The 12,307-nt window shown below is 68.3% G+C and carries 9 protein-coding genes; 5 read left to right on the top strand and 4 right to left on the bottom strand.

Translation table 11 applies throughout. The annotated features are described in order from the left end of the window. Positions 1-64 precede the first annotated feature (64 nt). Genes ABT061_RS13020 through ABT061_RS13030 form a run of 3 tightly spaced genes read left to right on the top strand, consistent with a single transcriptional unit; the run spans position 65 to position 4,430 of the window. Entirely contained in the window at positions 65-901 is an 837-nt protein-coding gene (locus ABT061_RS13020; protein ID WP_350915894.1) for an alpha/beta fold hydrolase, read from the top strand. Next, positions 898-2,718, top strand: a complete 1,821-nt coding sequence (locus ABT061_RS13025) for an ABC transporter ATP-binding protein (RefSeq protein WP_350915896.1) — start codon at positions 898-900, stop codon at positions 2,716-2,718. The genes ABT061_RS13020 and ABT061_RS13025 overlap by 4 nt, the downstream gene beginning before the upstream one ends. Further along, positions 2,715-4,430, top strand: coding sequence for an ABC transporter ATP-binding protein (locus ABT061_RS13030; RefSeq protein WP_350915898.1), 1,716 nt, complete (start codon positions 2,715-2,717; stop codon positions 4,428-4,430). The genes ABT061_RS13025 and ABT061_RS13030 overlap by 4 nt, the downstream gene beginning before the upstream one ends. A 447-nt stretch (positions 4,431-4,877) precedes the next feature. Here the strand turns inward: ABT061_RS13030 and ABT061_RS13035 are convergent, their stop codons facing one another. Both ABT061_RS13035 and ABT061_RS13040 read right to left on the bottom strand, forming a co-directional pair. Beyond that, complete coding sequence (locus ABT061_RS13035; protein WP_350915900.1) at positions 4,878-5,432, bottom strand: ATP-binding protein; 555 nt, start codon at positions 5,430-5,432, stop codon at positions 4,878-4,880. After that, entirely contained in the window at positions 5,389-5,769 is a 381-nt protein-coding gene (locus ABT061_RS13040) for a hypothetical protein (RefSeq protein WP_350915902.1), read from the bottom strand. The genes ABT061_RS13035 and ABT061_RS13040 overlap by 44 nt, the downstream gene beginning before the upstream one ends. Before the next feature lie 772 nt (positions 5,770-6,541). On the opposite strand from ABT061_RS13040, the gene ABT061_RS13045 reads away from it, so the two are divergent. Both ABT061_RS13045 and ABT061_RS13050 read left to right on the top strand, forming a co-directional pair. Continuing rightward, on the top strand, positions 6,542-7,819 hold the full coding sequence (locus tag ABT061_RS13045; RefSeq protein ID WP_350915904.1) for an NsdA family TPR-like regulatory protein: 1,278 nt from the start codon (positions 6,542-6,544) through the stop codon (positions 7,817-7,819). Then, positions 7,816-9,591: a S9 family peptidase gene (locus tag ABT061_RS13050; protein ID WP_350915906.1), complete on the top strand. Its 1,776-nt coding sequence runs from the start codon at positions 7,816-7,818 to the stop codon at positions 9,589-9,591. Before ABT061_RS13045 ends, ABT061_RS13050 begins: the two co-directional genes overlap by 4 nt. 181 nt (positions 9,592-9,772) lie before the next feature. Here the strand turns inward: ABT061_RS13050 and ABT061_RS13055 are convergent. Both ABT061_RS13055 and ABT061_RS13060 read right to left on the bottom strand, forming a co-directional pair. Continuing rightward, positions 9,773-10,920 (bottom strand): IS3 family transposase gene (locus tag ABT061_RS13055; protein ID WP_350916157.1). Its coding sequence is split into 2 segments (ribosomal slippage): positions 9,773-10,707 and positions 10,707-10,920, totalling 1,149 coding nucleotides; the frame shifts between segments, so codons are not numbered across the junction. Between the two features lie 318 nt (positions 10,921-11,238). Then, positions 11,239-12,303: a DNA cytosine methyltransferase gene (locus ABT061_RS13060; protein ID WP_350915908.1), complete on the bottom strand. Its 1,065-nt coding sequence runs from the start codon at positions 12,301-12,303 to the stop codon at positions 11,239-11,241. Positions 12,304-12,307: the final 4 nt, after the last annotated feature.

Here is a 12,307-nt window from a genome sequence, read left to right on the forward strand (position 1 = left end):
GGGAGCCGAGCGAGGGGAACATTTGTCCAATACACCGGCGCGCACCGGCGGCGACAGTGGGCTCATGACCATTCCTGACGGCACCACGGAGAGTTCGACCCTGGCCCTGGACGACGGCGACGTCTACGTGTGCCAGGACGGCCCCCACGATGCCCCCGCACTCGTCCTCATCCACGGGTCCGCCTCCTCGGCACGCTCGTGGGACGCGCTGGTTCCGATGCTGACCGGATCCCATCGCGTCATCCGGATCGACCTGCTCGGGCACGGCCGATCGGCCAAACCGGACGGCCACAGCTACGCGACCCCGGACCAGGCACGCCGGGTCGGACAGGCACTGGACCGGCTCAGCGTCGAGCACGCCATATTCGTCGGCCATTCCAGCGGCGGCGTGGTCGCCACCGCCCTCGCCGAGCAACGACCCGATCTGGTGACCGCGCTCGTGCTCATCAACACCGGACCCAGCCTGGACGCCTTCATCGCGGCGGGGTCCGCCGCCATCGACCCCACGCAGTGGCCGCCGACCGACGAGCAGATCCGCCAGTTCGCGAGCACCGGTTTCAGCCGCACCGGCTACCAGATCCCGCAACAGCTCCTGGACGAGGTGCGCGCCATGACCTACCACACGCTCACCATGACGATGCAGGCCACAAGCGGCTACCTGAAGCAGCAGGCGCTCCCGGAGCGGCTGGCGGTCCTCGGCAAGCCGCTGCTGGTGATCTTCGGCGAGGACGACCGGAGGTGGCGCTCCTCGTCCGCCGCCGATTACCGCGCCGTTCCCGGCGCGAGGGTCGAGCTGCTGCCCGGTCTCGGACACTCACCCATCCTGGAGGATCCGCAGCGGACCGCCACACCCCTGCTGGCCTTCGCCGAGATCCACACCGCCTCTTCGACAGAACGATGACCACCACCACCGACCTCGCTCAGACGATCGAGCAACCGGATGCCGGTTCCGCGGCGGGACAGAGCATGACACCGCTGCTCCGCCCTCATCTGCGGAGTTTCGCGGCCGTGGTGATCCTGCAGGTCATCGGCGCGCTCGCGGGTCTGGCCCCGCTGCTGGCGGTCGTCGAACTGGGCCGTACCCTGCTGTCGCCCGGCCCGATCGACCACGCTCACGTCTGGACCGTGGTGATCGCGGGTGCGGCCGGCCTGCTCGTCCGGCTGCTGTTCACCGCCGCGTCGTCGGGAATCGGGCATGTTCTCGACAGCCGGGTGCAACTGACGTTCCGCCGGCAGCTGGCCGCGTCGCTGGGACGCGTCCCGATCGGCTGGTTCTCCCGGCGCCGGACCGGCGAGCTGGCCAAGGTGGTGGGCGAGGACGTGAGCGCCGTGCACCCGTTCATCGCCCACGCCCCCGGCGAGCTCGTCGCCGCGTTCGTGGTGCCGCTGGTGTCGCTGATCTACTTGTTCACCGTCGACTGGCGGCTCACGCTGATCACGCTGATCCCGGTGGTGCTGGCGATAGCGCTGGTCCCGCTGCTGATGCTGCCCGCCAGGACGCGCGAGCAGGAGGCCTACGACGCGGCCATGGGACGGATCGCCAGTTCCGTCGTCGAGTTCGTGCAAGGCATCTCGGTGGTCAAGGCGTTCGGCGGAGGCGAGCGCGCCCACCGCACGTTCCTGACGGCCGCCGACGACTTCGTCAGCATCTTCTCCCGCTGGGTGCGCGGCATGTCCGTGATCGCCGCCGGGATGCAGCTGGCGCTGTCGCCGCCGTTCGTGCTGCTCATCGTGCTGGTCGGTGGCGCGGTGCTGATCACGTCTGGTGGCCTGGCCCCGGCGGATCTGCTGCCGTTCCTGCTGCTCGGGCTGGGACTGACCGCTCCGGTGGCGGCGCTCGGCCACGGCTTCGACGATCTGCAGAGCGCCGGCCGTGCGGTCGGCCGGATCAAAGACGTGCTCGCGGTCCGGCCACTGCCCGAGCCCGCCCACCCGCGTCCGCCGCAGGGGCACCGGGTGGAACTGCGTGACGTCCGCTTCGCCTACGACGCCGACCACGAGGTGCTGCGCGGCATCGACCTGGTGCTGGAGCCGGGGACGGTCACCGCGGTCGTCGGGCCGTCGGGAAGCGGCAAGTCCACGCTGGTCCAGCTGCTGCCGCGGTTCTTCGACCCCACCCACGGCTCGGTCCTTCTTGGCGGCGTCGATCTGCGCGAGATCGGCAGCCGGGAGCTGTATCGGCAGGTGTCCTTCGTCTTTCAGGACGTCCATCTGCTGCGCGTCTCGGTCGCCGACAACATAGCGCTGGCGGTGCCGCGGGCCGGCCGCGACGACGTGGTCCGCGCCGCCCAGCTGGCCGGCATCCACGACCGCATCCTCCAGCTGCCGCGCGGATACGACACGGTGCTCGGTGAAGAGGCCAAGCTGTCCGGAGGCGAGGCGCAGCGGATCTCGATCGCCCGCGCGCTGCTGGCCGACGCGCCCGTTCTGGTGCTGGACGAGGCGACCTCCTTCGCCGATCCGCAGACCGAACAGGCGGTCCGCCGGGCCCTGGCGACGCTGAGCGGTGACCGCACGATCGTCGTCATCGCCCACCGGCTGGAGACGGTCGCCGACGCCGACACCGTCGTGGTGCTGGAGAACGGAGCGATCGTCGAACGCGGCAGGCCCGCCGACCTGCTGACACGAGGCGGAAGGTTCGCCGCGTTCTGGCGATCCCACCGATCCGCCGAGATCGAAACCCCCGGTGGCGTACCGCGAGGAGACGAGCCCCGATGATCCGAATGCTGCTGCGCGTGCTCGGAGACGAGTACGCCCGGGCGATGCGCCGCACCGTGATCCTGATGACGATCACCGCGGTGGTCGAAGGTTTGTCCTACGCGCTGCTGGTCCCGGTGCTGCGGGCGCTGCTCGGCAGTACGCCTGCGGACGCCGTGCCCTGGCTGGTCGCGTTCGGGGTCGCGGTCGCCCTCTACGCCGTGCTGCGCTACATCAGCGACTTGTCCGGCATGCGGGTCGGGACCACCATGTTGCGCGGCATGTATCACCGGCTCGGCGAGCACCTGGCCCGCCTCCCCCTCGGCTGGTACAACGCCGGTCGCATCGGCGAGGTGTCCGTCCTGGCCGGCCGCGGCCTCCTGCAAGCCATGGGCGTGGCCGCGCATCTGCTGGCACCGTTCATCTCCGCCCTGGTCACGCCCCTGACCATCGTGGTCGTGATGACCGCCTTCAACTGGCGGATGGGGCTGGCCGCGTTGCTCGCCGCACCCGTCGTGGCGGCGATCCAGGCCTGGACGGCACGCGCGACGGCCGCCGCCGACGCCGAGCGTCACGAACGCGACCAGGAGGCCGGCGGGCGCGTCATCGAATTCCTCCAGGCCCAGCCGGTGCTGCGGGCCGGCGGCCGGACCGGCGAACGCTTCCAGCTGCTCGACGACTCGCTGCTGGATGTCCAGCGCGCCTCCCGCCGTACCGTGCTGGCGACGCTGCCCAGCGCCGTGGGGCTGACGCTCACCGTGCAGGCGACCTTCACCGGGCTACTGGTCCTGGGTGCCCACCTCGCGCTCGGCGGGAACATCGGCGCGGCGGAGATCCTGGCGATCCTGGTGCTGGCCGCCCGCTGCGCCGACCCGCTGCTGTCGCTGTCGGACATCGGCGGCAAACTCCGCGGCGCGCATTCGGAGCTGGCCAGACTCGAGACGGTGCTGCGCACCGAGCCGCTGCGGGAACCTCGCGAGCCGATCCAGCCTGCGCACCACGGTCTGGAGTTCGACGCCGTCACCTTCCGGCACGGCGAGCGCACGGTGTTCGACGAGGTGTCGCTCACCGTCCCCGAGGGACAGCGGCTTGCGGTCGTCGGGCCGTCGGGAGCGGGTAAGAGCACGCTGCTGCAGCTGCTGGCGCGCTTCTACGACGTGGACGCCGGCGCGGTGCGCGTGGGAGGCGTGGACGTGCGCGCGATCAGCACCGAGGCGTTGATGGCGCGGATCGCCATCGTCTTCCAGGACGTCTACCTCTTCGACGGCACCATCGAGGAGAACGTGCGCCTGGGCTGTCCCGACGCAGGCGTTGCCGAGGTACGGGCCGCGGCGGCCGCGGCACAGCTGGACGAGGTGATCGAGCGCCTGCCCGGCGGATGGGCGACGAACGTCGGCGAGGGCGGCACGCTGCTGTCCGGTGGTGAGCGCCAGCGGGTCTCGATCGCGCGGGCGCTGCTGAAGAACGCCCCCATCGTGCTGCTCGACGAGGTGACCTCGGCGCTGGACCCGGTCAATGAGGCGGCCGTCCACGAGGGCATCGAACGCCTGATGGCCGGCCGGACGGTGGTGATGGTGGCCCATCGCATGCGCACCGTCCAACGCGCCGACCGCGTCATCTTCCTGGACGGCGGCCGGATCGCGGAGGAAGGCAGCCACGACGAACTGCTCGACCACGGCGGCCGCTACGCCGACTTCTGGAACATCTCCTTGGCTCCCGCTGCGCGGGAATGAGCCGGAGCGTCGGGCGATCCGCCAGGGGCGCTCATCCATACCGCCGCCCGTCTGGTGTTCGACAACGGCACCACCCCGACGGCTGCCCGGGAGGCCGTATCTCCCGCATCGGCGACGGCTAATGTCAGCGCGGTGAACGCGGACACCGCAGACTCCGTCGCCCTCCGCAACACCCTGGCAGCCGCCGCCTCACCGCCCGGCTCGTCGAACTCCTTCACGACTGGAACCACACCCGGCCCGCCCGGCCGATCATCACCGTCTACCGGGCAGGAACCCCCGACGACCAGCTCGGCCCCGGTGTCCGCCTCACGATCACCTGGTGACCTCACCGGAGGAGACGCCGAGTACGCCGACCGCCGAGAGGGAACCGTCCTGGCCACGCGTGGCTTTGTTGGTTGAGGACGTGGCGGCGCTGCTTCTTCAGGCTCGCGCCGCCACGTCGGGTTGTCAGGTGAGTTCGAACCAGATGACGGTTCCGGTGGGGGCGCGGTGGAAGCCCCAGCGGGTGGCGAGTTCGTTGACGAGGAGGAGTCCTCGGCCGCCGGTGGCGTTGGGGCGAGGGTTCCTGGTGCAGGGGATCTGTGCGGAGCCGGGGTCTTGGACGGTGACGATGACGCCGTGCGGGAGGAAGGCCACCGTGACGACGAACTCCTGTGGCCGGTCGCCCGGTGCGGTGTCCGCGGTTCCGGTGTCAGTCGGCCTGGTCGAGTGTTCGACGGCGTTGGTGGCCAGCTCGCTGGTGAGCAGCATGGCGTCGTCGCGGAGCGGGTGGTCGTCGCCGAGGATCTCGGCGACGAAGTTCCGCGCGGGCCTGACCTGGTCGGGGACGGCCGTGAACCGCTGGGAGATGACGGGAGTGTGATTCGGCGTCGTCGACCAGCCGGGTATCCGGCCCAGGTACGGCGACCACATCGCGGCAGCCGGTCCGGTGGCGTCGCCGGTTGTCATCCGGAATCGGTCAGCGAGCACGCCGACGAGTACGGACAGCAGTCGCGCGGTCATCCCGGTCACCTCCCTTGCTCGTCTGGCTGTCTCCGGCGACCCTGATGTCCCTGACGGCCGTTCGGTGGTCGGTGCTGATCGGCTGGTCGTGCTGTTCGGGGTGGGGGTGGGAGTCCTCGATGTGTTGCATCCGTGCGGCCAGTTCGGCGGGGGTGTCGGCCTCGATCAGGCCGATACGCTGCCGACACCGGGCGGGGGAGAGAGCCCACCACTGTTCGGTGGCCTTGCCGTACCAGAGGCACCAGGCGGGAAAGCGGAGCGTCAGCGTGCGCAGCGCCTGGGGGATGCTGCCTTCCTCGCCGGGCTCGTACGGTGCTCCGGGAGATGGCGGGTTCATGCCATCACCCCCTTCCGGTACGACTCGCGCCTGCCGGGCCGTATACCAGGCGGCGACTCCCGCCCGTACGGCGGCGCGGCCGACCGCGAGTGGCGTCCCCGGCTGATGGGAGAACCCACGAGGGGATGGCTCGGCGGGCGCGGGGCCACGGTGGCCGATACGGGAGGCGCGGGCAGCCGGCCGCAGAGCCCGAGACGGCGCCGGGCCGTCATGCGGGTACGGACCTGGGCCGGGGTGGGTTGTTCCCACAGGTGCCCGGGCCGATGCGGCAGGCTGGCGGCATCGTGCGCGTACGGGGGATGGCCGCACCAGCGACAACCGAGAGGGGTCGGTGGTTGATTGGCATGCCAGCGGACCCGGATGGTCTTTGGGGTTCTACTACTGTTGAACACAGATCGCGCACCTCCAGAGTGCGGTCGAGGCTCTGCCCGGCGACGCCATTCGCCGGGCAGGGCCGTTTTTTGATGTTCTTGAGCTCGCTGGTCGCGAATGCTCGCCGTTCCCTGTCAGATCGGGGCGCTGTTCGCCCTCGTCGCCGGTTCGGGCAGTGGATCTGCTTGGCGGAGTTCGCCATAACCGAGCGTGATTCGCCGGACAGGGCGGCATCGCCTGCGTTCTCGGGGGCGCGTTTCTCTAGCCGATCGAGGGCATGTATCGAGGTGATGCTCATGGGCGCCCATCTCTCACGATCCGGCTTGCTCAAGGTGCTGACAGCAGACCGCACGACCTGATTTGCTCGCAACGAACAGCAAAAACAGCAGGGAGTGTTCGAATGGCTACCGAAAGGAAAGGGGGTCGCGGGCGGCCAGCCAAGGCCCTCGACCCGGGCTCGTCACTGCTCGCCGCGCTGGGGTCCAGGATGCGCGAACTCCGCAAGGCGCGCTCGCTCACGCTGATGGAACTCGGCGAGCTGACCGGATACTCCTGGCAACACCTCGGCGCCGTGGAGCGGGCCTCGGTCGCCCCTTCGGAGTCCGTGGTCATCGCGTGCGACACCGCGCTCGGCGCGGGTGGAACGCTCAACGGCATGCTCCCAGGTGTCATCCGCGAGCAGGCGCATCTCCGCCACCGCAGCGAGGCCGCGCGGAGACCCAGCCCGGAGACACCAGATTCCGGTGTCGACTGGGGACGGCTCAGCACATGCGGCAAGCGCGCTTCGACAATCACCTCCGCTGTGGTGGAGGACATTGAAATGATCACCGTGCACCAGCGCCGCCTCTACCACGAACTGACGTCGGCCGAGATGCTCGTCCCGGTTGACGGTCACCTCGCCCTCCTGCTCTCTCTCCTGGAGGCTCCCGCCCCTGACAAGCTGCGGCGGCGGATCGCTTACGCGGCGGGGGAGGCAGCAGGGTTCGCGGCGTGGATCTGGTTCGATCTCGGTGACCACTTCGCGATGGGGCGCCGGTATGCCACGGCTCTGAACGCCCTGGGGGAAGCAGGTGACAGGGGACTCCGGTCCTATATCAGCGCTTACCGGACCATCACTGCGGACGCGGCCGGGCGGCCGGAGGAAGCCGTCCAACACGCCGCAGCTGCCCTGGACATAGCCGGTCGCTCCGTCACCCACGTGACGAAGTCCTGGCTGCATGCCATCAGCGCCACCGCACGTGTCCACGCGGGCGATGGCAGAGCGGCACTGGCCGAACTCAACAAGGCGAACAGAGCCCTGGAACGGGCCGGTGACGAGCGGGACGAATGGATGTATGACTTCGACCGCGAACGGTTGCTCGGCTACGAAGGGAACTGCCTCCTTGAACTCGGCCGCTACGCCCAGGCCGCCCGCTCCTTCGAGCACGCCATCGGTGGCGTTCCTGCCACATGCGTACGCCGCAAGGCAGAGCTCACCGTGGACCTGGCGCAGGCACGCATCGGAGAAGGCGAACCCGCCGAGGCCGTACGGCTGGCCCAGGAGGCGATCACTGTGTTCGCTCGGCGAGGATCGGTCGCCGGAATGTCCCGGGTCCACCGCTTCCGCGATCGTGTGGCACCCCGGCAGCCCGAGGTCGCTCGCGAGCTGGATGACTTCGTCCGATCATTGCAAGAGTGAGCCCTATCCCCGCTGAGGTCGTCGCTTGCGCCATCATCTCGTACGACGCGGTCCAGGCGGTCGGCGAGACCGTCTACTGGATCGAGGGGCGGCCAAGCGGAGACGTGCTGGTGCGCTGGACCGATGCCGACGGCCGCCAGGACGTATTGCCGGAGGGGTTCCACGTCGCCTCCTACGTGCATGAGTACGGCGGGGGCGCCTACCTGGCCACCGAGCGGGACCTGTGGTTCTGCAACGCGGATGACCAGCGGGTCTATCACGTACGCGACGGCGGACACCCCGTGCCGGTGACCCCCGCGTCGTCAGGAACTTGGCGCTACGCCGACCTGCGTCTTCTTCCTGGCACCGGCAAGCTGGCCTGTGTGCGGGAACGTCATGAAGAGACCGGCGTCCACAACGAGTTGGTCGTCCTGTCGGCCGAGCTGTCGATCATCGCCTCCGGCGAGGACTTCTACATGTCCCCGGAGCCCAGCCCTGATGGAAAGCAACTTGCCTGGGTCTCGTGGAACGCGCCGCTCATGCCGTGGGACGGTTCCCGGCTCTGGCTGGCCGACATCGGACCCGACGGTGCGCTTACCGGTACGAGGCTGGTCGCGGGCGGGGACGAGGAGTCGGTATGCCAGCCGCGGTGGAGCGACGACGGGGTGTTGCACTTCGTTTCTGACCGGTCGGGCTGGTGGAATCTGTACGCCTGGCGCGACGGTTATGCCGAGCCGGTCATCACGGGGAAGTTCGAGGTCGCGGCGGCTCCCTGGGAGTTCGGGTACCGCACTTATGTTTTTCAGGGTGACCAGGTCATGGCCATCATCCAGCAGGGGGCGCTGCACTCTTTGGTGGTAAAACGCTCTGGCGGCGATCTGGAAAAGCTGGCACTGCCGTACACCTCCATCAAGCCCTACCTGGCTGTGGCAGGCAGACGCATCGCCCTCATCGGCTCAAGTCCCACCCGACTGCCTACGGTGACGCTGGCCGAAACTGATGGTGCCGTTCACGAGCTCACGCTGGTCGACATCACCCTTGACCTGGCATCACTTGTCCGGCCCGAGCCCTTTACCTTCGGCACCCGCGACGGAGGTGAAGCGTACGGCCTCTACTACCCGCCTCTGGAGGCGGGTGATCAGTTACCGCCGTTGCTCGTACGGGCACATCCCGGGCCGACGGCGAACTGGCCCCTGCGGTTGGACCTCCACGCGCAGTACTTCACGAGCCGGGGCTTCGCCGTCGCTGATGTCAACTACCGAGGGAGTACCGGGTACGGCCGCGCGTACCGGCTGGGGCTCCGTCGCCGGTGGGGGTTGGTCGATGCCACCGACTGCGCTGATGCGGCTCGTCACCTGGTTTCCGCCGGTCGGGCGGATCCTGGGCGGATGGTGATCTGGGGTGCCAGCGCCGGCGGATATACCGTTCTGCGCGCCTTGGTGATCACCGATGTGTTCGCGGCCGGGATCGCCAGGTCAGCGGTGATCGACGTGGAGAGCTGGAGCCGAGCTGCGCCGAAGTTCCAGGCTCATCACGCGGAGCTGCTTCGCGGTGAGCTTTCCGGCGAACCCGGAACTGGGATTCAGCGTCCGCTGCTTCTGATCCACGGGGACGAGGATCAGGTAACCCCACTGGACCAGGTTCAAACTCTTGATCGACGCCTGGATTCCGGCTCACGTTTGATCGTTGTCGCCAGGGCGGGGCACATCCTGCGGAGACCTACTGACGTTCGTCACGTTCTCCGAGTGGAGCTGGAGCACGTTCGATCGATGGAAAGCGCATATGAAGAATGATCAGCTTGATCCCAACCGGTCGCGGCCGGTTGGTTGAGGACATGGTGTGTTGCCTTTGGCACTCATGACCTAACCATGTAGGGGCCGATGCGGCAGGACCATCAACCGGGGCCGTCCTTGAAGGTGGGGACGATGGCCCGCTGGAGTTGCCCCGGTTCGGTAGACACGTCAGGGCTTTCGGCTACGCGGCAGCATAGCCACCTTCGTGAACGTTCTTGAGTGCGTGTCGGCGCTCGTGCTCGGCCGGGCTGAGCTGGCCGTTGGCTGAGTGGCGGCGGCGCGGGTTGTAGAACCCCTCGATATAAGCGAACACCGCGCGTTCGGCCTCGGACCTGCTGCGGAAGGTGCGCCGGTCGAGCAGTTCGCACTCCAGCGAGGCAAAGAAACTCTCGGTGATGGCGTTGTCGAAGCACGTCCCGGTGTGGCCCGTCGACGGCCGGACCCCGGCCTGGGCACAGCGTCGACCAAAGGCGATCGAGGTATATTGCCCGCCCTTGTCGCTGTGGTGGATCACTCCAGGACTGGGGCGACGCTGGTGGATCGCCATCGCCAGGGCGTCGGTGACGAACTCGGTGCGCATGTGCTCGGCCATCGCCCAGCCGACGATGCGCCGGGAGAACACGTCCAACACCACCGCGAGGTAGACAAAGCCCTGCCAGGTCAGCACGTACGTGATGTCGGCGGTCCAGATCCGGTTCGGCTCTTCTGCTTTGAATTTTCGTTTGACCAGATCGGACGCGGCGACGGCATGCTGATCGGCGATCGTGGTGCGGCAGCCCCTGCGCCGGCTCACCCCGGCCAGCCCGGCCGCGCGCATCAGCCGGGCCACGCGCTTGCGTCCGATGCAGATCCCGTCGAGCTCGCGCAGATCGGCGTGGATGCGCGGCGCTCCGTAGATCTCATCTGAAGCGGCGTGGTGAGCACGGATCTTCTCGATCAGCCCGCCGTCGGCGCGTGTCGACGGGCCGCGCCGACGGCGGGCGGCCCAGGCGTAGTAGCCCTGGCGCGACACACCCAGCACCCGGGCCGGCAGGGAGACGTCGTGGTGGTCTTGCTCCGCATCGATCAGCCGGAACTTCATCTCGGCCGATCCGTCTCCCGCGCGAAGAAAACCGCGGCCTTACGCAAGATCTCCTTCTCCTCGCGGAGAAGCTTGACCTCGCGACGCAGCCGGGCCAGCTCGTCTTTTTCGACGCTGGTCAGGCCATCGGCACGGCGACCGTCATCAAGGTCGGCCTGGCGCACCCAGGTACGGATCGACTGGGCGGAGGGCTCGAACTCGCGAGCCAGTTCCTCCGACGACCGTCCCGCGCGCACCAGTTCCACCATCTGCCGGCGGAATTCCGGCGGATAGTTGTTCGGCACAGTGGACTCCTTCCGGGAACCAGGGTTCCCCAGAGATCAGGTGTCCACCAAACCGGGTCAACTCCAGCAGAGTCCCTGCGGGGGAAGCTCAAAGGGGGTCGGGTCATGGGTGAGACCAGACGGAGTTTCGGGCGGGTGCGGTGCGCATCGTGCGCGAGACCGGGAAATCGATCGCTGCGGTCGCCAGAGCGAGGCGTCAGCAGCTGATCGCCGCATAGAAAATCCTCCTCGCTTCGAGGGGATCACCACGTGACCAAGGGCGGAGGCCGAACACACGGGCTTCTACCGGTGATCGGCTGCGCCATGAGGCAATGTCGTATCCGACCATTGGGGCAGCTTGGACGCTTCCCACGTGTCGAGGTCAGTACCCAACTGGAGTGCCGCCTCCAGGACATGGAGCGCCAGCAGCGGGGGTACGGCGTTGCCGATTTGCTGGGAGATGTCGCCAGCACTCCACGGGTAGTCGGCGGGAAAGGTCTGGAGTTGTCCCGCCTCGGACGGGTCAAAGCGTGATCCGTCTTCCTGGATGCGATTGCGGGAGACTTTTCCGGTGACGGTGGCGGAAGGGTCGGTGTGGGTGCGCTTCCCCCGTTCCTTGGGGTCGCCGCCGGTCCCGTAATTGGAGACGACGGTGAATTTCTGCCCGCGACGGACCACTTCCCCCATGGGTATCCATGACCTGAGCATCGGGTCGCCCTGATTACGTGGGACTCCCTTTCGGTAGACGCGGTGGGTGGGCTGGGGAAGAGCGACTTCGGTGGTGTTCCTGCGTGCGATCAGTACGGCACGCTTGCGCGTCTGCGGCACGCCGAACTGTTCGGTGCGAAGGACTCCGATGGCCACGCCGTACCCTCTGGGTCTGAGGATCTTGGCCACGGCATCCCAGATGGGCAGGACCGCGGGCACCTGCTCCAGCACGATCACTTCGTAGGGACGATCCAGATCGATTGCCTCCAGCGCCCACCGAAGAGGCTCCAACACCAGGCCGGTGCGCTTATCGGGCATCTTGTCGAGCTCGGCACGGACGTCCTCACCCGCGTCCATCCGTCGGGCGAAGTCGAGCACCTCATCGAGTGCCTGACGTCCGGCCCCGCGTCCGGCCACGGTGTAGGTCTGGCACGGTGGCCCGCCGGTCAGGACGTTTGCGTCGGGGAAGTCCTTGGGACCGAAGTCGCGGACATCGCCCTGTGTTGTGAGTAGGCTTGCCGCTTTGCGCGTGGCGCAGGCATTGTCGTCGATCTCGATCCCGGTGACGGGGAGCCCCAGCCAGGTCGCCGCCACATCCAGACCGCCGGGACCGGCGAAGAGGTCGATGATGTGGTAGGGACACGTGGTGCCGGAGGTCATGGGC

The sequence above is a fragment of the Streptosporangium sp. NPDC002544 genome (genome assembly GCF_040295965.1).
GTDB lineage: Bacteria > Actinomycetota > Actinomycetes > Streptosporangiales > Streptosporangiaceae > Streptosporangium.